General features: G+C 54.4%; 23 protein-coding genes and 1 riboswitch. Of the genes, 18 read left to right on the top strand and 5 right to left on the bottom strand.

What is annotated here, in order from left to right; all coding sequences use genetic code 11:
• The first annotated feature begins 94 nt into the window (after window positions 1-94).
• From MHI24_RS10680 to MHI24_RS10655, 6 genes are all read left to right on the top strand, one after another.
• Complete coding sequence (locus MHI24_RS10680) at window positions 95-1,033, top strand: COX15/CtaA family protein (RefSeq protein ID WP_340025612.1); 939 nt, start codon at window positions 95-97, stop codon at window positions 1,031-1,033.
• A 57-nt stretch (window positions 1,034-1,090) separates the two neighbouring features.
• A complete protein-coding gene (locus tag MHI24_RS10675; RefSeq protein ID WP_340025611.1) occupies window positions 1,091-2,863 on the top strand; it encodes a UbiD family decarboxylase in 1,773 nt (590 codons plus the stop codon).
• A gap of 35 nt (window positions 2,864-2,898) precedes the next feature.
• On the top strand, window positions 2,899-3,645 hold the full coding sequence (locus tag MHI24_RS10670) for a Cthe_2314 family HEPN domain-containing protein (protein WP_340025610.1): 747 nt from the start codon (window positions 2,899-2,901) through the stop codon (window positions 3,643-3,645).
• A gap of 93 nt (window positions 3,646-3,738) precedes the next feature.
• Window positions 3,739-3,874, top strand: a riboswitch (SAM riboswitch).
• A gap of 95 nt (window positions 3,875-3,969) precedes the next feature.
• Window positions 3,970-4,986: a methionine ABC transporter ATP-binding protein gene (locus MHI24_RS10665; protein ID WP_340025609.1), complete on the top strand. Its 1,017-nt coding sequence runs from the start codon at window positions 3,970-3,972 to the stop codon at window positions 4,984-4,986.
• Complete coding sequence (locus MHI24_RS10660; RefSeq protein ID WP_340025608.1) at window positions 4,986-5,654, top strand: methionine ABC transporter permease; 669 nt, start codon at window positions 4,986-4,988, stop codon at window positions 5,652-5,654. Before MHI24_RS10665 ends, MHI24_RS10660 begins: the two co-directional genes overlap by 1 nt.
• Before the next feature lie 58 nt (window positions 5,655-5,712).
• Window positions 5,713-6,585 carry a MetQ/NlpA family ABC transporter substrate-binding protein gene (locus MHI24_RS10655; protein ID WP_340025607.1) on the top strand — a complete coding sequence of 291 codons (873 nt, stop codon included), beginning with the start codon at window positions 5,713-5,715 and terminating at the stop codon, window positions 6,583-6,585.
• A gap of 161 nt (window positions 6,586-6,746) precedes the next feature.
• Here MHI24_RS10655 and MHI24_RS10650 read toward each other — a convergent pair whose 3' ends face one another.
• On the bottom strand, window positions 6,747-6,995 hold the full coding sequence (locus MHI24_RS10650; protein WP_340025605.1) for a NifU family protein: 249 nt from the start codon (window positions 6,993-6,995) through the stop codon (window positions 6,747-6,749).
• 82 nt (window positions 6,996-7,077) lie between these two features.
• Between MHI24_RS10650 and MHI24_RS10645 the strand changes: the two genes are divergently transcribed.
• A complete protein-coding gene (locus MHI24_RS10645; protein WP_340025604.1) occupies window positions 7,078-7,332 on the top strand; it encodes a YuzB family protein in 255 nt (84 codons plus the stop codon).
• 38 nt (window positions 7,333-7,370) lie between these two features.
• Here the strand turns inward: MHI24_RS10645 and MHI24_RS10640 are convergent, their stop codons facing one another.
• Window positions 7,371-8,432 (bottom strand): NAD(P)/FAD-dependent oxidoreductase, encoded by a 1,062-nt coding sequence (locus MHI24_RS10640; protein WP_340025603.1) that lies wholly within the window; start codon window positions 8,430-8,432, stop codon window positions 7,371-7,373.
• 137 nt (window positions 8,433-8,569) lie between these two features.
• Window positions 8,570-9,676 (bottom strand): aminofutalosine synthase MqnE, encoded by a 1,107-nt coding sequence (gene mqnE / locus MHI24_RS10635; protein WP_340025602.1) that lies wholly within the window; start codon window positions 9,674-9,676, stop codon window positions 8,570-8,572.
• A gap of 339 nt (window positions 9,677-10,015) precedes the next feature.
• Here mqnE and MHI24_RS10630 point away from each other — a divergent pair, with 339 nt between their 5' ends.
• A complete protein-coding gene (locus tag MHI24_RS10630) occupies window positions 10,016-10,375 on the top strand; it encodes an iron-sulfur cluster assembly accessory protein (protein ID WP_340025601.1) in 360 nt (119 codons plus the stop codon).
• Between the two features lie 201 nt (window positions 10,376-10,576).
• Here the strand turns inward: MHI24_RS10630 and rhuM are convergent, their stop codons facing one another.
• Window positions 10,577-11,290, bottom strand: a complete 714-nt coding sequence (gene rhuM, locus MHI24_RS10625; protein WP_340025600.1) for a RhuM family protein — start codon at window positions 11,288-11,290, stop codon at window positions 10,577-10,579.
• A 255-nt stretch (window positions 11,291-11,545) separates the two neighbouring features.
• Between rhuM and MHI24_RS10620 the strand changes: the two genes are divergently transcribed.
• The 10 genes from MHI24_RS10620 to MHI24_RS10575 all read left to right on the top strand — a co-directional run bounded on the left by MHI24_RS10620 (window position 11,546) and on the right by MHI24_RS10575 (window position 19,783).
• Window positions 11,546-12,208, top strand: a complete 663-nt coding sequence (locus tag MHI24_RS10620; protein ID WP_340025599.1) for a GntR family transcriptional regulator — start codon at window positions 11,546-11,548, stop codon at window positions 12,206-12,208.
• 19 nt (window positions 12,209-12,227) lie between these two features.
• A complete protein-coding gene (locus tag MHI24_RS10615; RefSeq protein WP_340025598.1) occupies window positions 12,228-13,388 on the top strand; it encodes an amidohydrolase in 1,161 nt (386 codons plus the stop codon).
• A 42-nt stretch (window positions 13,389-13,430) separates the two neighbouring features.
• A complete protein-coding gene (locus MHI24_RS10610; RefSeq protein WP_340025597.1) occupies window positions 13,431-14,474 on the top strand; it encodes a methionine ABC transporter ATP-binding protein in 1,044 nt (347 codons plus the stop codon).
• A complete protein-coding gene (locus tag MHI24_RS10605) occupies window positions 14,449-15,108 on the top strand; it encodes a methionine ABC transporter permease (RefSeq protein ID WP_076081622.1) in 660 nt (219 codons plus the stop codon). The genes MHI24_RS10610 and MHI24_RS10605 overlap by 26 nt, the downstream gene beginning before the upstream one ends.
• A gap of 27 nt (window positions 15,109-15,135) precedes the next feature.
• Window positions 15,136-16,155 carry a uroporphyrinogen decarboxylase family protein gene (locus MHI24_RS10600; RefSeq protein ID WP_340025596.1) on the top strand — a complete coding sequence of 340 codons (1,020 nt, stop codon included), beginning with the start codon at window positions 15,136-15,138 and terminating at the stop codon, window positions 16,153-16,155.
• Window positions 16,156-16,167: 12 nt separating this feature from the next.
• Entirely contained in the window at window positions 16,168-17,001 is an 834-nt protein-coding gene (locus tag MHI24_RS10595) for a MetQ/NlpA family ABC transporter substrate-binding protein (protein WP_340025594.1), read from the top strand.
• A 21-nt stretch (window positions 17,002-17,022) separates the two neighbouring features.
• Entirely contained in the window at window positions 17,023-17,832 is an 810-nt protein-coding gene (gene proC, locus MHI24_RS10590) for a pyrroline-5-carboxylate reductase (RefSeq protein WP_340025593.1), read from the top strand.
• Window positions 17,832-18,605, top strand: coding sequence for a VOC family protein (locus MHI24_RS10585; RefSeq protein ID WP_340025592.1), 774 nt, complete (start codon window positions 17,832-17,834; stop codon window positions 18,603-18,605). Before proC ends, MHI24_RS10585 begins: the two co-directional genes overlap by 1 nt.
• A 124-nt stretch (window positions 18,606-18,729) precedes the next feature.
• Window positions 18,730-19,209, top strand: a complete 480-nt coding sequence (locus tag MHI24_RS10580) for a DinB family protein (RefSeq protein WP_340025591.1) — start codon at window positions 18,730-18,732, stop codon at window positions 19,207-19,209.
• A 22-nt stretch (window positions 19,210-19,231) separates the two neighbouring features.
• Window positions 19,232-19,783 (top strand): GNAT family N-acetyltransferase, encoded by a 552-nt coding sequence (locus tag MHI24_RS10575; protein ID WP_340025590.1) that lies wholly within the window; start codon window positions 19,232-19,234, stop codon window positions 19,781-19,783.
• 473 nt (window positions 19,784-20,256) lie between these two features.
• On the opposite strand, the gene MHI24_RS10570 is transcribed toward MHI24_RS10575, so the two are convergent.
• On the bottom strand, window positions 20,257-23,052 hold the full coding sequence (locus tag MHI24_RS10570; RefSeq protein WP_340025588.1) for an O-antigen ligase family protein: 2,796 nt from the start codon (window positions 23,050-23,052) through the stop codon (window positions 20,257-20,259).
• Between the last annotated feature and the right edge of the window lie 94 nt (window positions 23,053-23,146).

Genomic DNA, 23,146 nt, shown 5'->3' with positions numbered 1-23,146 from the left:
CCCGAGCAGAAGCGGTGTTTTTTGCTACAAAGATAAATGTTAGCGGTCCCAAGCAGTTGCACGCACTCATTCCTATATAATGCGGGGGATAACCTTGAAGACACTTCAATTGAAATGGCTCAGCTATGTGACCTGTCTTGTTATGTTTATGGCGCTGTTCGGCGGGGTGGTGGTGACCAAGACCGGTTCGGGGCTGGAATGCGGCAACCAATGGCCGCTGTGTCACGGCAAGCTGATTCCGGCGTATACCATAGGCTCCCTGATTGAGTATACCCACCGCTTGTTCAGCGGGCTGGCCGGACTGCTGTCGGTGGCCTCCATGTACGCCTGGTGGCGTTATGCCCGGCACCGCAGGGATATGCTCGCTTACGCCCTGCTGACGCTTGTCTTCGTTATCATTCAAGGAGGGATGGGAGCGCTTGCGGTGGTTAAGTCGCAGTCCGCTGCCGTTATGGCGCTGCATATGGGTTTCTCGCTGATTGCCTTCGCCGGCTCGCTGATGCTGGCGCTTGGGGCCAGACGGCTCTACGGCAGCCGTGTACCGGGCGGGGACAGCGGAGAAGAGCATAGCGTCAGCAGAGGCTTCCGCAACTTAACCTGGTTAATTGCAGTATATTCATATATCGTTGTATATATCGGGGCGTATGTCAGCCACACCAGCTCGCAGGGCGGGTGTTCAGGCTGGCCGCTGTGTAACGGGCAATGGATTCCGGAGATGAGCGGCGGCGTAGGCGTCGTCTTCGTGCACCGGCTGGCCGCGGCCCTGCTGTTCCTTCTGACCGCGCTTCTTGGACATCTGGCCTTCTGGAGATACAAGGAGCTGCCGGAGATCAGAGCGCTTGGAGTGGCTGCAGTTCTGCTATGCCTGATGCAGGTGTTCAGCGGAGCGGCGGTGGTGTATACGCTTGGCAATGAACGGCTCTACATATTCGCTGCGTTGTCCCATATTGTGCTGATCTCCGGCCTGTTCGGGGTGCTGTGTTACATGAGTGTCCGCGTCTGGCAGTTAAGCGGAGGAGCCAGCAGACGATAATCAAACAGATACGGGGAATGGGACAAGCATAAGTTCCTGTTTGAGGAGGAACCCTATATGGCATACGCAAATTTACGACAATGGATTGAACAGCTCCGCAGGGACAAGGATCTTGCTGTGATTGATACTCCGGTTCATCCGCATCTGGAGCTTGCCGAAATTCACCGCCGGGTGGTCCGGGAGGAAGGGCCGGCGCTGCTGTTCACGAATGTCCAAGGCACGCCGTTCCCGGTGGCGACCAATCTGTTCGGCTCTGTCCGCAGAGTGAACAAGGCCTTCGGCACCCGGCCGGAGCAACTGGTGAAATCGCTGACGTCGGCCGTGGAGATCCTGCTTCCGCCTTCGGCAGCAGGACTGTGGCGGGAGAAGAAGGTACTGTTTGAGCTGCTGCGCGCCGGCACGAAGGATATTCCGCAGGGAGAAGCTCCGGTGCTTGGCGTCTGCTCCAGCAATGACCCGCTGAAGGAGCTGCCCCGCATTACCGCCTGGCCCAAGGACGGCGGATCGTTCCTTACGCTGCCTCTGGTCTACACAGAGAATATTACCAATCCCAATGACCATAATCTCGGCATGTACCGGATTCAGATCTATGATGACAGCACCACCGGCCTTCACTGGCAGATTCATAAGGGAGGCGGATTCCATCATTCCCAGGCTGAGCTGCTTGGAGAGACGCTGCCGGTATCTGTCTTCATCGGCGGACCGCCGGCCCTGATTGCCGCTGCTGTGGCTCCCGTTCCTGAGCAGGTTCCCGAGCTGCTGCTGGCCTCGCTAATGCTGGGCGGCAAGCTGCCTATGGTGCAGGACCCGCTGGGCGGCCACCGGATTCCGGCGGAGGCTGAGTTCTCGATCCGCGGCCGGGTCTCGCCGCATGAACGCAGAGCGGAAGGCCCCTACGGCAGCCAGTCGGGCTATTATTCCCTGCAGCATGAATTCCCGGTAATGCATGTCCAGCGGATGTGGCACCGCAAGGATGCCATCTATCCGGCGACGATTAACGGCAAGCCGCGCCAGGAGGATTATTACCTGAAGGATTATCTGCAGCGGCTGCTGTCCCCGGTGTATCCCCTGCTGATTCCTTCGGTCAAAGCGCTATGGTCCTACTCCGAATCCGGTCCGCATTCGCTGGCTGCGGCTGTCGTGCGGGAGAGCTATCCGCGTGAGTCCATGGCTTCCGCGTTCCGCATCCTGGGCGAAGGCCAGCTCTCCTTAACCAAATTCCTGCTGCTGACCAATGTGACGCTTGAGCTTACCGACTTCCCTAAGCTGCTGGAGACGGTGCTGGAGCGGTTCAACCCGCAGGCCGATCTGGTCATCCTCCCCAATACATCCATGGATACGCTGGATTATACCGGACGCAGGCTGAACCACGGCAGCAAGGCGGTGCTGATCGGCACCGGAAGCCCGGTACGCCAGCTTCCGCATGACTATACGGAGGGTCTGCTTCCATCAATCACCGCCGCTGTGCCTTATTGCGGAGGATGTTTAGCCGTTTCCGGTGCATCCTATGAAGAGGACCCTGAGCTGCCGGAGCGGCTGGTAGCCCACTTCGCGGAGAACGGGACGGATTGGCCGCTGCTGGTGCTGGTGGACAATGCCAGGGACGCCGTCAGCACACAGACCCGGTTCCTGTGGACCGTATTCACCCGCTTCAATCCGGCGGATGATATCCATTCAGCCGCCAAGGTGCACCGCGGGGCAATCGTTCATTCGCTGCCGGTCATTATTGATGCCCGTATGAAGCCTGGCTACCCGGAGGAGCTGGCGCCGGACGAGGACACCGCCGGACAGGTGGACCGTAACTGGAGACGCTATTTCCCGCTGGTCTAAAAGGTATCTAAATCAAAGCTTCAAGGAGGCCAAACATGCTGCGGACATTACTGGGAGAACCGCCCCGGGTGAACAGCGGGGTACTCGCCGAAGCCATGGATCACATGGCGAAGACTGCCTCCATGCTGCGCAAGGAGATGAACATGCATGAGGATCATGACCATGAATACCGCAAGCAGGAGATCTGGACGCGGGGCCTGATCTCATCCCTGGATGAGCTGGAACAGAGCTGGTTCGCGGCTGCCTTTTTCCGGAAGTCGGTGGTGGCCGGTTATATGGACGATATGTCTTCCATGGAGCAGGGAGAGTATGCCAGGTACGTGTATTTCTATAAGGATGGGTTCATCCGGGTCTTCTCGCTGCTGGATAAGCTGGGCACGGTGCTGAACAGCCAGTATGCCCTCGATACCGCCAAGGTCAAAGCGCATTTCTCCTACTTCACGGTGCTGCGGCAATTCGCGCTGCTGAAGCCGGAGATTCCGCTGGCGGGGGAGCTTGAGCAGATCAGGAATTCCTACCGTGAACCGCTGGATAATCTGCGCAAGCGGCGCAACGCCGAGATTCACTATATGAACGCCGAGATGACGGATGATCTCTGGCAGCGTCACCAGGGGCTGCATGACAAGATCCGTCTGGAGGATCTGGACAGTCACCTGGAGGATCTGAAGCAGAGTCTGGAGATGGTCTGCAAATCGCTGTCCGCTGTATTCAAGTACAGCAATGAACAATGGCACAGGAATACAGCGGCCCGGGGCCGCAAATCGGGTCATGCCCGTCCGTAAAAACTTACCTTTGACAACAAACCGGGAACTGGAATATACTTAGGCGTACATCAACTTCTGACATATCACGGAATAGTTAACCTTATATTTGATATCTTATCGAGAGCGGCGGAGGGACAGGCCCGATGAAGCCCGGCAACCGGTTTGGCTACAGCATCGCTGTACATCCAAATGTCATGGTGCTAATTCCTACAATGCCGCAGATGGTGCGGTATTTGGCAGATGAGAAGGCATTGTCATTATACACACAGGGCCTCTTGCGATCTGCATGATCGTAAGGGGTCTTTCTTTGTGCATGAGCTGAAGTGAAGGGGGACGGAAAGATTGATAGAGTTGAAGGATCTGACCAAGGTATACGGCAAGGGAAGCAAGCAGGCGGTTGCCCTCTCCGGGCTGAGCCTGTCGATCAGGAAGGGGGAAATCTTCGGGGTCATCGGGCATTCCGGTGCCGGCAAAAGCACGCTGATCCGCTGCATTAATCTGCTGGAGCGCCCGACGCAGGGCGAAGTATGGGTGGACGGTGTGGAGCTTACGGCGCTCAGTCAGGGCCAGCTGCAGGAGCAGCGGCGGAAGATCGGCATGATCTTTCAGCATTTCAATCTGCTCTCTTCGGCTACGGTCTATGATAATATCGCCTTTCCGCTGCGGCTGGCCGGTGCTTCCCGGTCGCACATTGACGGCAAGGTGAAGGAGCTTCTGGCCCTGGTCGGGCTGGAGGAGCACAGCAACAAGTATCCCGCCCAGTTATCCGGGGGGCAGAAGCAGCGGGTAGGCATCGCCCGGGCGCTGGCCAGTGATCCGGACGTCCTGCTGTGTGACGAGGCCACCTCGGCGCTCGATCCGCAGACGACTGACTCCATTCTGCGCCTGCTGCTGGACATCAACCGCAAGTTTCACCTGACCATCGTGCTGATAACCCATGAGATGCATGTGATTCAGAGCATCTGCGACCGGGTGGCCGTGATCCATGGCGGCGGAATCGTGGAGCAGGGCGAGGTGGCCCAGGTCTTCCTGAAGCCGCAGCATGAGGTGACCAAGGAATTCATCCGCAGCGAGACCCAGTCGGACGGGCCGCTCCGGCAGGCGCTGGACGCCGTGAATGACGGCAGCAGCAAGGCGGTTAAGATTACTTTTCTCGGGGCGAAGACTTACGAATCTACCCTCTCCCAAGTGGTTCAGGGAACCGGTGTCCAGTTCGCCATCCTCCACGGAACGATCTCAACGATTAAGGATGTTCCTTACGGCCAGTTGATTGTCCGGTTGGAAGGACCGTCCGGGGCTGTGGAAGCCACACTCACAGAGCTGACGGCGCAAGGGCTTGATGTGGAGGTGATTCAGTAATGGGCGGACTCGATTTCAGTACTATAGATTGGCCGGAGATGCTTGAGGCTACTGTAGCTACACTCAAAATGATGGCAATTTCCGGAATATTCACAATTATTCTCGGTTTGCCGCTCGGAATTGTATTGTATTTATGGGGCAGAGCTGATAACATGATAATCAGGGTTGTTTACTCGGTATTATCGTTCATCGTTAATATCCTGCGCTCCGTTCCTTTCATCATTCTGATGGTAGCGCTGATTCCGCTGAGCAAGACGATTATGGGCACGTCCATCGGGGTGCTCGGGACGATTCCCGCGCTGGTGATCGGCGCAGCTCCCTTCTTCGCCAGACTGGTGGAGACAGCACTGCGGGAGGTGGACCGGGGAATCATTGAAGCGGCGCAGGGGATGGGAGCCTCCACGGGACAGATCGTCATGCGTGTGCTGCTGCCGGAGGCCCGTCCAGGCCTATTGGCCGGTATTACGATTACGATCGTAACGCTGGTCTCGTATACCGCGATGTCCGGTATGATCGGCGGCGGCGGCCTCGGGGACCTGGCCATCCGTTACGGCTATTACCGTTATCAGAAGGAAGTCATGATTATCGCGGTTGTGCTGATGGTCGTACTTGTACAGCTGCTGCAAATGGCCGGCGACCGGCTGGTCAGACATTTTACACGGAAATAAGGTACATCCATATAGAGCCTTATTCATACAAATTATACGGATAGAGGGGGATTTACAGATGAAAAAAGTACTGCTCACATTCTTCAGCCTGACCTTGATTATGGTGCTGGCTGCCTGCGGTAACAACAATGCTGCAAACAACACAGCGGGTTCAGCAGCGACTACCGCACCGACAGAAGCGGCAGATCCAACGGCTGCACCGGCCGCAGATCCGGTGACGCTGGTGGTTGGGGCTTCTCCTGTACCACATGCCGAAATCCTCAAAGCGATTGCCCCTTTGCTTGAAGCTGAGGGTGTGAAGCTTGAGATCAAGGAATTCTCGGACTATATCCTGCCGAATACACAGCTGGCCGAGAAACAGCTCGATGCGAACTTCTTCCAGCACAAGCCTTACCTGGATGACCAGAATGCCAAGAACGGCACTGATCTGGTATCGGTAACAGCGGTTCATGTAGAGCCGTTCGGCGCTTATTCCAAGAAGATCAAGTCGATTGATGAGCTGAAGGAAGGCGCCAAGGTTGCTATTCCTAATGATGCCACCAACGGCGGACGCGCATTGATTCTGCTGGCCAAGAACGGCCTGATTAAGCTGAAGGATGATACCAATATCTCCTCCACCAAAGCTGATATCACTGAGAACCCTAAGAACCTGGACATCATCGAGCTGGATGCAGCGATGCTGCCGCGCCAGCTGGATGAAGTAGATCTGGCCCTGATCAATACGAACTTCGCTCTGGATGCCAAGCTGTCTCCAACGAAGGATGCGCTGTTCATTGAAGGCGGCGATTCCCCGTATGCGAACCTGCTGGTAGCCCGTCCTGACAATAAGGATTCCGATGCGATCCAGAAGCTGGCTAAGGCACTGAACTCGCCGGAAGCCAAAGAATTCATCGAGAAGCAATATGAGGGTTCCATTGTTCCGGCATTCTAAGCTTCAATAACCTGTAAGAACAGAAGAAGACCAGAGGATGTACCGGCAGCCGGCCGGTGCACTTCTGGTCTTCTTGCCGGTTGCCCCGGTCTGTGAAATCCACTATAATAATAAAAATCCCGGCCTGCGAACCGAAGGCCGGGATGGTCTATGAAACGGGATTAGAATACTTGAATAACTTCTTCGATGCCTTCCACTTCTTCAATCAGGGCGCGTTCAATACCGGCCTTGAGCGTGATCGTGGAGCTTGGGCAGCTGCCGCATGCACCCATAAGCTTCAGCTTGACGATGCCGTCTTCCACATCAATCAGTTCCACGTCACCGCCATCGCGCTGCAGGAACGGACGAAGTTTATCAAGCACTTCCAGAACCTCATCATACATGCTTGCGCTTTGTACATTCTCACTCATTTCTCAATCACTCCTTTCGTAGGTTTATTATAGTACAAAAAGTTAAAAAATAAAATGGTTAGGACAGAATAGGGAGATCAACATGAGACCAATTATTGAATTTTGTGCCAGCAATATCGGGCATGGTACTGAACCGCTTAAACTGAAGCTGGAACAAAATCCGGATTATGATGTCGTAGAGTACGGTTGCCTGAACAACTGCGGACAATGTTATCTTCAGCCCTTCGCCATGGTAGACGGGGAGATCATTGAAGCCGATTCCCCTGAGGAGCTGGAGAAGGCCATTGAAGCCGCTATTCAGGAAGCAGCCGCCTGGGACAGCCTGGACATCGATTAAGGCGGACCGTCCCGGGACAGTCCGCCCTACGGGCTAGTCTAACCGAAATGGCGTTTGGACATCCAGAGGACACCGCTCTTCAGCAGACGGGGCACCCGGCCCATGACCGAACGGCGGCCCATCAGGCCGAAGCCGGCATTCTTGCCCAGTGAACCTAAGGTGCCCTTCAGCTTGATCTTATGCAGCTTCGGGGTCTCGCCTCTCCAGAGCGCCTGAATCACCTGGCCTACCTGCTCCCCTTGAGCCCCTGCTGCCTGAGCGCTGGGGGCGAAGGGCAGGCTGGCGCAATCCCCGATCACATACACCTCAGGGTACTCAGCTACATTATAATATTCCCCGACAATGATCCGTCCCCCGCGGTCCTTCGGCAATTCAAGCTCCTGCACCACCTGTACCGGCTGGATTCCGGCCGTCCATACGGTGACATCCGCCGGAATCGCCTGCGTGCCATTGAAGACCGCATCCTTCTCCACATGGGAGACCGATACCTGGCGGATCGTTTCCACCTGATGCTCGCTGAACCATTCCTCCACATAGGCGGACAGCTTGGCCGGGAAGGAGGAGAGGATGCGGTCTCCCCGGTCCAGAATGGAGATATTCAGATCCGGCCGGCTCTCCCGCAGCTCCGAGGCAATCTCAACCCCGCTTAAGCCTCCGCCGACGATGTTGACTGTCCCATAAGGCTTCACATCGTTCAGCCGGCGGTAGGTCTCCCGGGTACCGGAGAAGCTCTGGATACTGCAGGCATATTGCTCGGCTCCGGGGATATTATGGAAGTTATCCGTGCAGCCGAGAGCAATTGCCAGTAGATCATACACAATCGGCTCGCCGGAATCGAGCGTTACGGTCCGGCTCTCCAGGTGAATGGAGCTGACCTGGCCATAGCGCACGGTCAGGCGGGGATGGACAGGGAATTGAATCCGCAAATGATAATCCGTTACTGTGCCTGCGGCGAGTGCATAATATTCTGTCTTGATTCCCTGATACGGCATCCGGTCCACCAGGACGATCTCCACATCAGAGGGGAGATGATGATTAAGCAGTTGCTGAATGAGGGCAAGACCGCCATAGCCGCCGCCCAGGACAAGTAAGGTTCTCATGCGAACTGATCTTCCTTTCGGATATGATTCTTAAAATATAAGAATGTATAGGTTTCAAGCTATAACTTATCCTTATATTCTCGCTGAAACGATACCGTCCTTCAAAAGGACGGCATAGCCGTTTCCGCTTAAAGAAACTATTCGTATACCTTGATCTCGTTATAGAAGGTATCCCGTTCTACCGGAATCCGTCCGGCGCCCTTCACCAGCCAGATCAGCTCTTCCCGGGTCAGGCCTTCCGGCGTCAGTGCTCCGGCAGCATGGCTGATCCGTTCCTTCAGAATCGTGCCGTGTACATCGGAGGCGCCGAAGTTCAGGGCGACCTGGGTCAACTGGGGTCCGATATTAATGAAGTAAGCCTTGATGTGGTCAAAATTGTCCAGCATCAGCCGGCTGACCGCAATGGTCTTCAGGTCCTCATTCGCGGAGTTGCGGCGCATAATCCCGGCATTCTTGTTCTTGGGCTGCATCGACAGCGGGATGAAGACCATGAAGCCGCCCGTTTCGTCCTGCAGATCACGGATCTGCAGCATGTGGCGGACGCGGTCCTCACGGGACTCGATAGAGCCGTATAACATGGTAGTATGCGTCTTCATGCCGAGCTGATGCGCGGTCCGGTGCACATTCAGATATTCCTCGACGTTTGCTTTGTCTACGCGCATTTTTTTGCGGTATTGGTCAGACAGAATCTCTGCCCCGCCTCCGGTTAAGGTCTTCAGGCCGGCAGCGCGCAGCTGCTCCAGCACCTCACGGATACTGAATCCGCTGATACGGGTGAAGAAGTCAATCTCTGCTGCGGTGTACGCTTTAAGCGTGACTTCCGGGAAGGCATCGTTCAGGGCTTGGAGTGAATCAACATAGTACTGGAAGGGCACATTATCATTATGCCCGCCGACAATATGGAATTCACGTACCCCGGGGTGAATATGCTGCTGGACATATTGCACCATTTCTGGACCGGACAGGGTATACGAGCCTTCCTCGCCCTGATCCTTGCGGAAATTGCAGAAGGCGCAGCGCGATTCGCAGACATTGGTGAAGTAGAGGCTCATATTCTCGATGAAATAGACTTTATTCCCGTTCTTCCGCTGGTTCACCTCATTGGCAAGCTGCCCGATGGTCAATAAATCGTTGCTCTCATATAAATAAACGCCGTCTTCCAAATTCAATCGTTCTCCGCCGCGGACCTTCTCAATAATGTTCGCCATCCGGGCATCCGTGTGGGGTGTGATAAGAGTAGACATATGATTCCTCCTGAAGGTTGGCGAGGCGACTGCTTCGCTATAATCTTGTGCTTAAAATGAACCGGGCTCACCGGCATTCCAAAAAGAGGTCTGCTGTAACCCCGTGACAAATTTCCGAATTTTCAAAACTTGCTTCCATCGCTTTTCCTATTATAAACCTCTGCCGTAGGGGGAGCAACCGCCGGAAACCGCTGGTGCTGCGGTGAAATTTGCCTTTTTGCCGCAGATTGCCGACTTGAGGGCTGAAGAATAGTGGAGTATACTGAATTTAGGATAGCCGGCAAATGATTTACATCATATTCTTTCAATCTTTATTTGACTCTTTAGGAGGTCATTCTGATGATTACTATAAGTGAAACAGCAGCAGGCCAATTGCGTACCATGCTTGCTGAGCAGGAAGTGCCCGATATGTTCCTCCGTCTTGGCGTTACGGCTGGCGGATGCAGCGGCTTCTCCTACGCCATGGGCTTCGATGACAACGAGACCGACCAGGATGTATATATGGACGTTCAAGGCCTGAAGGTGGTCGTCAGCAAAGACGACATCCGTTACCTGAACGGCCTGGAGATTGACTTCGAGGAATCCGGCATGACCGGCGGCTTCACCATCCACAATCCGAATGCCACCGTAACATGCGGCTGTGGCTCTTCCTTCCGTACGAAGGAAGAAGCGGGGAATCCTAGCGCGGAGCCTTGCTGAGTAGGGGAATAGAGGAATAGCTGTTATGTAACCCGTTAAGGGTTCAATAGTTGTGATAGGTTGTGCATTACGTACCTCCTAAGCTTGTGTTTGATCGTATCAACACAAGCTTAGGAGGTTTTTTATTACACAAATCGGAAGATGAAAGCCGCCTATTTTAAACGGTTCTTATTAATGAAATCTTCAAAGTCATCATTAACATCAAACTGTTAGATAATTTTTGGCGACTGTAATATCAGCTTTTCTCACTTTATCGCCTTTCCAACTGGTTAATCCCATGTTATCCTTTTCAGCGTTTACACGTTCAACAATCAGTTCTGCAGCGGTATGTCCATGAATAGCAAAGTGCAGCTTGTTTTGTACCGTAGCAAAAAATTCTTTGGACAAGCTTGAATGGGGATCATAGTCAACAGAAGTAGCATATATATCCGTTATTTTACGGTAAAATCTTTTCTCCGATGCACGAATGTCACGAATACGTTGAAGCAACTCATCGAAGTAGTCTTGCCCGAAGTTACGCATGTCTTTCAAACGCTCATCGTCCATAGTGAAACCCTTAACCAGGTACTCATTAAGCCGTTCTGTTGCCCAGCGTCTAAATTGCGTACCTCTATGCGAACGAACACGGTAACCAACGGCAATGATTAATTCAAGATTGTAGTGTTTCATTCGGCGTTCAACTTTTCTTGACCCCTCAATTTGAACTTGTAAGTATTCCTTACAAGTTGAATGTAAAGACAATTCGTTTTCCTCATATATTTTTTTAATATGAATAGTGATATTTTGCGAGCTTGTCTGATACAACTCTGCAATTGCCTTTTGTGACATCCAGACAGTTCCGTTTTCTAGTTTTACGTCAATTCTGGTATTTCCATCTTCTGTCTGATATATTAAAATGTTCGTTTGATTTTCCATAGCATGTTCCCCCTCTAAAAATCGTTTCTACCGTACAATCATACGTTCTCATTTTAACATAATTTTTCACTTCTAGGAGCGCCCCTATATAAAGATTATAATTCACCCATAAATCACACTTGACTAGTTGGATTAATAGGATTATAGTATGAAAAAAAGCTGAAATACATAGCAAATAATATCAACTTAAAATTGTATACAATTATACAGTTGCTGAAGCGACCCGCAAACTAATGGCGAGGAGCAATGAACTTTATGGAAATGAATTCACGAAGATTGTCCAAGGATAATACCTACAGCATTCTGAAGCAAAAGATTATAGACAGCGAGCTGGAGCCGGATCAGGCAGTGAATGAGGAAGGGCTGGCGGCGCTGCTGGGAGTCAGCCGAACGCCGCTCCGGGAAGCGATCCAGCGGCTGGAGCAGGAGGATTTCCTGATCCGCCAGCCTAACGGCCGGCTGCGTGTAGCCCCGCTAAGCCTTACTGAAGTCGAAGAAGTCTTCCAGATCCGCAGTATGCTTGAAGGCCATATCGCCAGGAGCGCGGCGCGGAATGCGACACCCGGGGATATTCAGCGGTTAACGCAGATTTTGGACAGACTGAAGTATTCTTTTCAGACGGGGGAGCGGCAGGATTTCGTATCGTACGGCTTTGAATTCCATGATTATTTGTCGGATATCAGCGGGCTGAAGACTTTCGGGAAGGTGCTGGGGCAGTTAAGGGACCGGTCGCTCCGCTATTGCCGTTACGTCTCCCTCCACGGGGATTGGAATACACAGGCGGATGAAGAGCATCTGAAGATTCTGCGCAGAATAGCTGCCGGAGATGAGGACGGTGCAGAGCAAGCGATGCGGGAGCATATCCTAACCAGCCTGGCTACTGCCCTTGAGCAGATTAGACACATCGGACAGGCATAACGAAGGGAGAAGAACAGGCATGAGTCTACAGTATGAGACAGAAGAAGCGCTGGCCGCCCGGCTGGTTGAAGTGCGGAGGAACCTGCACCGTGAGCCGGAGCTTAGCAATGAAGAGTTCAGAACGACAGAGAAGCTGCGCGGTTGGCTGAGTGAGGCGGGGATACGGATACTGGAGCTTCCGCTGAAGACCGGGTTAATCGCTGAGGTGGGGCAAGGCAGCGACAGCATCGTGGCCATCCGCTGTGACATTGATGCACTGCCGATTGAGGAGCAGACAGGGCTGCCTTACGCTTCCACCATTCCGGGGAAAATGCACGCCTGCGGCCATGATTTCCACTCTGCGGTGATCCTGGGTGCGGCGCTGCTGCTCAAGAAGCGTGAGCATGAGCTGCCGGGCAAGGTGCGGATTTTGTTCCAGCCCGCAGAGGAGACCGGACACGGTGCGGAAGAGGTATTGGCCTCCGGCGGGCTGGACGGGGTTCAGGCGATCTTCGGATTACATAATTCACCGGAGCTGCCTACCGGAGCATTCGGGACAAGAACGGGACCTTTGACGGCAGGGGTAGACCGGTTTGAGATTACGGTAAAAGGCGTAGGCGCCCATGCCGCTACTCCCGAGAATGGGGTAGACACCATCGTTACTGCTGCGCAGATTATTACCATGCTGCAGACCGTGGTCAGCCGTCTGAATAACACGCAGGAGCCGGTAGTACTGAGTGTGACCCGGATCAACGGTGGCTTCACCTGGAACGTCCTGCCGGAGAAGGTAGAGCTGGAAGGAACGGTGCGCACCTACAATGAAGAGATCCGGCGCAGCATTCCGGAGCAGATGACCCGGATCATTGAAGGCATTGCCGCCGCTGCCGGGGCCGAGGCGAAGCTGCATTGGTACCCCGGTCCGCCGGCAACCGTGAACCACGGGGAATGGGCAGACTTCACCAAAGCCGCCGCTGCGCAGGCAGGCTACGAGGTCCATGATATTCCGCCGCAGATGGGCGGCGAGGATTTCGCTTATTATTTGCAGCAGATTCCCGGCGCTTTTGTGAACATCGGGACCGGCCCGAACCATGCGCTGCATCATCCGCAGTTCGATGTCGATGAGGCGGCGCTCCTGCCGGCAGCGGAGTACTTTGCAGCACTTGCAGAACAAGCCCTGGCGAAGCTGAAGCAGCAGGCTTGAATCCTGAATCCCAAATTTACCAGATGATTGAGGGGAACGACCATGATCGAATTACGGGATGTGTATAAGACCTTCACCCGCAAAGAGGTGAAGATTGAAGCGCTTAAGGGCATCAGCCTGAAGGTGGAGCGAGGGGATATCTTCGGTGTGATCGGCTACAGCGGAGCGGGCAAAAGCACGCTGATCCGCCTGGTCAATTACCTGGAACGGCCGACAGAAGGCCAGGTGCTGGTCGACGGGCATGATCTGGGCGCGTATAACGACAGGGAGCTGCGGGCAGCCAAGAAAAACATCGGCATGATTTTTCAGCATTTTAACTTACTGGAGTCCAAAAAGGTGTTCGACAATGTGGCGATTCCGCTCGTGCTGCTGAAGAAGAGCAAGGCGGAAATCCGCAAACGGGTGGAGGAGCTGCTCGCATTCGTCGGATTAAGCGACAAGGCCGGAAGTTATCCGAGCGAGCTGTCCGGCGGGCAGAAGCAGCGGGTAGGGATTGCCAGAGCGCTGGCATCCAATCCATCCATTCTGTTATGTGACGAAGCCACATCGGCGCTTGATCCGCAGACTACCAGCTCGATTCTGCAGCTGCTGAAACGGATCAATGCGGAATACAACATTACAATCATGATCATTACGCATGAGATGTCGGTGATTCAGGAGATCTGCAACAAGGTAGCGGTAATGGAAGAGGGACGGATTATCGAGCAGGGAAGCGTGCTGGAGGTGTTCGGGCAGCCGCGGCATGAGACGACGCAGAATTTCGTGAAGACCGTTATCCAGAACAGCATGACGGACAGCGTCCACAAGACGCTTAAGGCAGAGCATGGCAGCCAGCTGTACAGACTGAATTTTGCCGGAGAGAGCGCCTCAGAGCCTGTACTGTACGAGATTATCCGTACCTACGGGGTCAAGGTCAACATTCTGTTTGCGAATACGACAGAGATTCAGGAGACGACACTTGGCACAATTATCGTTCAATTGCACGGTGAACCGGCCCGGATTGCCGAGGCGTTGGATTACATGAAGCAGCATGAGGTCCGCATAGAGGAGGTGAAGTCCTATGTTCTCAACATCGATCACAAGTGAGCAATTCCTGAAGGCTATTATCGAAACGATTCAGATGGTCGGAGTATCGCTGTTCATCGGCTCGCTGCTGGGGATTCCGCTGGGCATCCTGCTGGTCATTACCCGTCCGGGCGGCGTCCTGGAGAGCAAGTGGCTCTATACCTTACTGAATCCATTAATTAACGTCATCCGTTCAGTTCCGTTCATTATTCTGCTGTTTGCTATTATTCCGCTAACACGGGCAATTGTTCATACATCGATAGGGACCAGTGCCGCCATTGTTCCGCTGATTATCTATATCGCCCCCTACATCGCACGCCTGGTGGAGAATTCGCTGCTGGAAGTGAATCCGGGCATTCTCGAAGCTGCGGAGGCGATGGGCGCAACACCGCTGCAGGTGATCTGGTATTTTCTGCTGCCGGAGGCGGTGGGCTCGTTAATTCTCTCCCTGACTACAGCAACGATCGGGCTGATCGGGGCTACGGCAATGGCCGGGGCAGTAGGCGGCGGAGGGGTCGGCGACTTGGCGATTGTGTACGGGTATCAGCGTTTTGATGAGGTGGTCATGTTTGCGACGGTCATTATTCTGATCATTCTGGTGCAGGGCATTCAGTCCCTGGGCAACACATTGGCGCGCAAGATCCGCCGTTACTAGAGATTACGAGACAAAGGGGATAGGCAGATGAGTGTATGGAGCAAGCAGGACCGTTTTCAGGCGATATTATCCGGAGAACTCGCGGACCGGCCGATTATTAGCGGTTGGCGCCACTTTATAGACAAGGAGCAGAATGCGGACGACCTCGCGGAATCTACCATTTCGTTCACGAAGACCTATGACTGGGACTGGGTCAAAATCAACCCGAGAGCGACCTATCTCGCGGAAGCCTGGGGGAATCAATACGATTTTGCGGATTATCAGACCGTCTTTCCGAGACAGCTGACTACAACGGTTCCGGCCGCCGCGAATCTCTGGGATCTTGAGGTGAAAAAAGCAAGCCAGACCGCTTCGCTGCTGGAGCATTTGGACGCTGTCAGAAAAATTCGTCAGGGCTTGCCGGATACGCCGCTGATCCAGACGGTGTTCTCACCGCTGACTGTGCTGCTGTTCATCGTGGGACGCTCCGCTTACGTAACCAAGACCGTCTTCGGGATTGAGCAGCCGGTAACGCTGGAATCGCTGTTCACGGAACACCGGGCGGCGGCCCATCATGCGCTGCATGTGATCGCCTTAACCTTGGCTGATTATGTGCAGGAGCTGAAGCATGCGGGAGCCGATGGCTTGTTCTACGCCGTGACCGGAACCGCCCATCCAGGCCTGTTCGATGCCGCGAAGTTCGATGAGCTGTCGAGGCCGTATGACTCTATCGTCCTGGAGGCGGCAAGCTACGGCAAGAACATTTTACATACCTGCGGTGCCCATGCCCAGCCTGAGAAGTTCAACGATTACCGCATTGACGGAATCAGCTGGGATACGGAGGCTGAAGGGAACCCCGGGCTGGACGCGGACCTTAAGGCTACCAAGGTGGGCGGAGTGGATCACGGACTGTTCGCGGGCAATGATGTGGAGCAGATTGAACAGCAGGCCAAGGCCGCTCTGGACCAGATGAAGAATCAGCCGTTTATTCTATCGCCTAACTGTGCTATTCCGCTATCGGTTACAGATGAAGCTTTGCTCAGATTCAAGAATACAGTACTTAACTAGGAGATGAAGAGAATGAGAAAATTACTTGCAGTTCTACTGATTAGCGCGATGGCGGTGCTGGCAGCCTGCGGCAACAACAAGGAAGCGGCAAGCTCCGGGGACAAGAAAGAGCTTACGGTCGGGTTCGGGGTCGGTACCTATGAGGAGCAGTTCCGGCAATCCATTCTCCCGATTCTGGAAGGAAAGGGTTATACTGTAGATATCAAAACCTTCTCGCAGAATATGCAGGTCAACCCGGCCATGAAGGAAGGCTCGATTGACGCGAGCATCTTCCAGAGTACGGCCTACATGGAAGCGATCAACAAGGAGATCAGTGCCGATATGGTGGGCATTGCCTATGTTCCAGGCGCTCCGCAGGGGCTGTATTCCGTTAATCATACGACGCTTGACGATGCGAAGGACGGCACTACAGTGGCGATTCCGAACGACCCGGTCAATCAGGAGCGTGCGCTGCGTATTCTGGAGGAGCTGGGCTGGATCAAGATCAAAGAGGGTGCCGGGGTAGCGGACTTCAATGTGAACAGCGTCGAGCCGGACAAGTACAAGATTGACCTCAAGGTGCTGGACCCGGCGCAGATTCTGGTCTCGCTCCAGGACGTGGACTATGGTGTGGTGAACGGGAATTATATTGCCAATTCTCCGGATCATAAGATTACGGATGCGCTGAAGATTGAGAATACGCCGATGCAGCACAGAATCATTGTGTCGGTGAACAAGAAGGACCAGGACACCCAGTGGGCCAAGGATCTGAAGGCTGCCTATGAATCCAAAGAGTTCGAGGAATATATCCTGGGACAAGAGAAATATGCCGGGTTCATTCTGCCGGAAGCCTGGGCCAATAACTAATCTAATCAGGGAGTGACGGAAGTGACGAAGGGCAAGATTCATTTCATTGGCGGCGGGCAGATGGCGGAAGCGATCATCCGGGCCTGCCTGGCAGGCGGTACGCTGGCTGCCGGTCAGATCAGTGTAGCGGATATTCATGAGGGACGGCTTCAGCTATTAAAAAGCAAATATAACGTAGACACGGAGAGTACGCAGCAAGAGGCCCTCTCCGCCGCCGAACTGATCGTTATCGCTGTCCGGCCGCAGGATGATCTGGCTGCACTTGGAGCACAGGTCAAGGAATATGCTGCACCGGCTGCTGTCATTGTATCCATTGTTGCAGGGGTTACCATTGCCCAGCTGGGAGATTATTTCGGAGCGGAGCGTCCGATTGTCCGGGTCATTCCGAATACTCTGACGGACACTGGTTACGGGTACAGCGGTGTAGCGCTGAATGCCGCCGCCTCCCTTGATCAGGTGGAAGCATTCCTGCTGGGCTTCGGCAAGGTGCAGGTTCTGGAAGAGTCTTATATTGATATCTTTACCGGCTTCGGGGTAGCCGGACCGAATTATATCTATTACTTCATTGAGTCGTTCACAGATGCCGGCGTGCTGGCCGGACTGCCGCGCGAGCAAGCCTGGAAGGTTGCGCTGGAGAATATGCGTGGGGCAGTGGCGATGCTGGAGCAGACCGGACTGCATCCGAGACAGCTGCTGGACATCAATAACTCCCCAGGCGGGGTTGGGATGCACGGATTGTACGAGCTGAACAACAGTGACTTCGCGGCCGGATTGCAGCGGAGCGTATTGGCAGCTGTGAAGCGGACTACAGAGCTGGGAGTGAAGAAATAATGAGCCTGCTCAAATGGGATCATCTGGTGCACTACGTCAACGATCTGAACCAGCCGGTGCAGCTCTTTGCAGAGCATGGCCTGACGGCCTTCCGGGGCGGGTCGCATAAGGATTGGGGAACCTATAACGCCCTCAGTTACTTCGGGCTGACCTATCTTGAATTCCTCGGCATCGAGAACCTGGAGCTGGCACGGGCGACCAAGCATAATGTGGTGGTGAGAGATGCCGTTACGCTTTTGCCGGAGCATGAAGTGTTAAGCCGGGTGGTGCTGCGCACGGATGATATTGAAGCGGTTGAAGCACAGCTGAGACAGGCGGGCTTGTTATTATCGCCGATCATTGACGGCCGGCGTCTGGATAACCTTGGGCGTTTAATCGAATGGCGGATGATGACCATTGACGGTGACTTCCAGGGACTGCCCTATCCGTTCATTATCCAGTGGAACGAGCGGGATGAGCAGCGGCTGGACAGTCTGAACAGTGCCGGAATCAACCGCCCTCACCCGGCAGGCCAGGTGGAGGTCGTCAGTGCAGGCTTCCGGGTCAGCGATCCGGCGGCTGCCGCCAGCCACTGGAGTGAATTGTTTGGTCTTCCGGTGAGCGCGCCTGCGGACGGTTCGGATGGCAGCTACAGTCTTAAGGCCGGAGACCAGACGTTTGAGTTCACGCCAGGGGAGGAGAACCGGCTCAGCCGGATCGTGTTCCGCACGGATTCCCCTCAGCTGAAGGGACAGACGCTGACGGTTGGCGAAGGCGAGTACGTGTTTGAATAAATGCAGGACAAGCATAGGGGGACAGGCTGGTTGCCGCAATTAGCGGTAGCGGGCCTGTCCTGTTTTGTGTTAAAGTGTGACACAAGAATGGAGTAAGGGAATATATGGAGAATGGAGGCGGCGGATGCAGAAGCTATTTGAGTATAACTGGCAAGTGCGCAAGGACTGGTTCGACTGGTGCAGCAAGGTGGACAAGGAAGAGCTGATGAAGCCGCGCACCGGCGGCTTAGGCTATATCCTGCCCACGCTGTATCACATTGTAGCGGTTGAGTACGGCTGGATCTGCGGCGGCATTCAGGAGAGAGCCATTGACATTCCAGCGTTCGAGGAAGTCGCGAGCCTGGAGCTTGTGCAGGATTTCTCCGCCCGCTGCCATGCGGAGCTGGCTCCGTTTGTCTATGGCTGGTCGGAGGAGCTGGAGGAGCGGATTATGGTTGATATAACGGATGAAGGGGAACGCGAGCCCCACCCCTACGGGGAAGTGATGCGGCATGTGATCGCCCATGAGATTCATCATATTGGCCAGCTCTCGGTATGGGCACGGGAGATCGGCCAGCAGCCGGTGACGGCGAACCTGATCGGCAGAGGATTGTTTGAGAGATAGAGACGCAGGGAGGGAACCGGAGATGGAATTTGAAACCGCACGGCTGGTGATCAGAGAGTTTACCTCAGAGGATGTAGGACAGGTTCATGAGTATGCGTCCGATCCGGCTGTAGTGACACATTCGATATGGGGGTCGAATTCACTGGAGGATACCCGTGAATATATCCGCCATACGCTGGATTTGCAGCAGGAGGAGCCGCGCCAGGGCTTCGAGTATGCGGTGGTTCTGAAGGAGAACGGGCGGCTGATCGGAGGCTGCGGTCTGCACATTACCGGAGCAGGGCAAGGGGAGATTGGCTACTGCTTCAACCGGTCGTACTGGGGGCAGGGCTATGCGAGCGAGGCAGCTGCTGTGCTGCTGGACTTGGGCTTCCATACGCTTGGGCTGCACCGCATCTATGCCACCTGCCGCCCGGAGAATATTGGCTCGGCCCGGGTGATGCAGAAGATCGGGATGATCTACGAGGGTCATCTGCGGGGACATATGTATCATAAAGAGAAGTGGATGGACTCCTATCAATATTCGATTCTGGAGGGGGAGTATAGGGGGCTGAATCCGAGTGCCGGGCTGTAGGGGTGGAAAATGCCTATTTGCTGAGGGGCTACCTCACCCCGATTAGGGTGGAAGGGGGAAGCTTAATTGCAATTCGTACAACAAAATCGTCCGATGTGCCGCCAAATCTCCGTTTAGATGTAGTTCGTACAATTAAAATGCCTCTATAGCTGGATTTTCGTCAATCCGGGCAAATTTAGTTGTACAGACTACAATTGGAAGAGGAAGTCCACCCGTTTCACTGTTTTTAGTTGCACAGAATACACTTATCCCTGTTTTTTCTCTACGAACGCAGCTTCATCTCTTACCGCATTTATGGAATGAAATCACTTGTTTAATTCTGATGGTCTACTAGCAAAAATAAGGAGGCACATGGGCGCAGGTGTCAGTTGCCAATGGGCATAATATAGCGGCTCAGCCCCCCGCACACAGCGCACAGCAAAAAGCGCCTGCCTTAAACGGCTAGGCGCTTTTTGCTGTTCTTCGAGTGGCGGTTACAGAGGCATCCCCGCCACTTCATTAATTCTTGCCGCTTCTTCCGGGTCAGCAGCGGTCAGCTTCTGATAGACCGTCTGATCCTGGGCGCTCTGCATCCGCTGCTGCACGGCAAGCAACCAGCGGGCAAGCTCGCGGTTAACAGGGTTGCTGTAGTCCTCGCTTAAGCCTTGCTTCAGGGTGGCTTCCGCGGCCTGCATGTCCTCCGACAGATACTGGATTTTACCGGTATTCAGCAGTATTTCAGGTGTTACAGTGACTCCCTGCTGCTGTGCATCCCGGTCTGCAATGGCGTAGGTATACGCATCCAGTCCGGTTTTGAAATACCGTTTCTTGTTAAGCGCCTCCTGGTCCTTGAGCTCCAGCTTGCCCTCGGACGCCGCTTCCAGCGAACGCTGCAGGGCTGCGGCTCCCAGCTCCTGCGACCGGGCCATCACCCCGTTGTACCAGGCGGTTGTCCATAGGCTTCCGCTGTCGGTCAGATCCTCGTATCCGCCCGTGAAGCCCTGCTTCACAGCAGCGGCCGCCGCGTCCTTGTCTCCCGACAGGAGGTGTACTCTCCCTATGTTCAGGCCGATCGTAGGTGTAACGAAGAATTCACGGCCCTGAAGCTGCTCGGGCGGGAGGCTTTTCAAATGGGCAATGCCGTCCGTTACATGTCTGTAGGCAGCGAGTGCGGAAGCGAAATACGTCTGTTGCCCGGCCTCATCCTGCTTGGAGTAAGCTTCCTGTCCAAGGAGCGAAGCGCGGCTGATCAGCCCGGCATACCAGTTGATATCCCACATAAACTTGTCCGCATTGTTCAGATAAACCTGATAGGCAGCATCACTCTCGCCCTTCAGGTCATAGTAGCCGGCGAGTTGGGTCAGCAGCTCTTTGTTGGACGGCTCGTCCTTCAGCGCACGGGTCAATACCGTATAGGCCTCGTCAAGGAACTGCTCGTTCTTAGTTTGCTCATACACCTTCTGATCCAGCAGGGACAGGTACAACGCCGACTCTGGATGGTATGGGCGGGAGCTGAGTGCTTTTACCAAAGGAGCCTTGATCTCTTCATAGGACTGGCTCACTTGGATCAGCTTCTTGGCGGCATAAGCCTCAGAGCTTGACCGGATGTACCCCAGCGACAGGAAGAGCAGGTAGCCCGTGCCGACTCCGAGTACTGTGAAATAGCCCGCTCTGATCCACAGCTTGTTCCACTGAAGGCGGAGCGGCTTGCTCTCCATCGCCACAGCCATGCCGCCAAGAGCGAGGAATACGAGCATCCCCATGAACGCATAACTGAGGTTGAAATCCAGCAGGCTGTGAACGAGAATCGACAAGGCGATGATAAGATAGAAGAATCCGTTGCTGTAGTCATCCGTCTCCCGTTTCAGGTAGCCTCTGCTGAACTTGTAGAAGATGAATAGAATGAAGCCCATGAACACCAGAAAGCCTAAAATGCCGACTTCAATCAGATATTGCAGGAAAAAGTTATGCACCTGGCGGCTGAGATAAGGGTTGTTCTGATAATGCTCATAGAGTGTGGCCCAGCCGCCGCCGCCCGCGCCCAGTACCGGGTAATCCTTGACGACCTTCATGGCATCCTTATAAAAGGTAAAACGCTCCAGAACACTATGCTGCCTGAAGTTGATATTCTCCAGCCGTGTTCCGATATTCGCCGGGAGAATATTGCGTGCACTGGTGCCGATGAACAGGAAGGCGATGATCGCGACGCCAGCCACAGACGCGGCCGGAATCCATAATCCGCTCATGCGGCGGGCTTCCAGTCTGCCGAGCTTGCGGCTCAGCCAAGGCGCCAGGTAACGCTGGACTACCAGACAGAGCACGGCTGCACAGGCTGATGCTCCCAGCAGATAGCCCCAGCCCCTGAGGGCGGCGGACGAGGTGAACTCTGTATTCAGCTCCAGGCCCAGCCGCGTGACCGGGCTTGTGATCAGCAGAGAGCACAGGCCGGCAATGGCGAGATGGACAATCCACAGAATCTGCTGCACCGGCTTCAGGAAGAGCAGCAGGAGGATGAAGACTACCGGCAGCAGCACGAGTCCGCCACGGGATAAGGTAAGCAGCAGCGAGACGATGATTGGCACCAGCATGAAGCCGTGCAGCAGCTGTCCAGCCCACTTGCGGGAGCGGATCAGCGCGAAGACGGCCACGAACAGAAACGCCATCAGGAACGCTGCATATGTATTGGCATACTGAAAAATGGAAGTCAGGCGCAGGCCGTTCGAGTCGGTCATTACCGCAGCGTTATATATGCCGTTAATTACGGTCTTTGAGAACCAGCCCACCAGACTGCCGGCCAGCTCCCCGCTTCCGAGCCAGTTCAATAGCCCAAACCCGACGATCAGGTAAGCGAGGGCCAGCACGCTATGCTGGACGGCGGAATTCAGCCGCTTGTGCCGAAGCAGAACGATACTGATGATGAATACTGCGGCATAGGTAAACTGGGTGAACAGCATGTTCATCGCCATATACCGGGAAGCAGCGCCGAATAACGACAGTGCATAGGTTACAGGAAGCAGAACGGCCGCTACGGTGAGCAGGTCACGCTGACTCTCCAGCTTGAAGGTTCGGAAATAGAGGACGGCAGCGGCCAGCAGGAGCAGACAGCTTAATAATGCGGCAACATAAATCGGCTTCTCGAAATCCGCCGTCATTCCGTTGAACAATCCGATCTGAAAAGCAGACCAGCCCAGGAACAGGAGGAACGCAGCGCAGAGTCCCCAAGCCGCTCCCGGAGGCTTCTCCACCGCTTTGACAGCCGCCGCCTGTTTGCCGTATACAGGTTTTGACACAACATAAACTCCTTTCTCAAAATGTATTTCCAAATTATTGTACATACATATTACGGATATGGAGTAAAAAAGTTGTTGTGTGATGGAAAAATAG

This window comes from Paenibacillus sp. FSL K6-1096 (genome assembly GCF_037977055.1).
In the GTDB taxonomy this organism is placed as follows: Bacteria; Bacillota; Bacilli; order Paenibacillales; family Paenibacillaceae; genus Paenibacillus_AQ.
The sequence above is the reverse complement of the archived record's forward strand: the minus strand, read 5'-3'. Positions and strand labels throughout refer to the sequence as shown.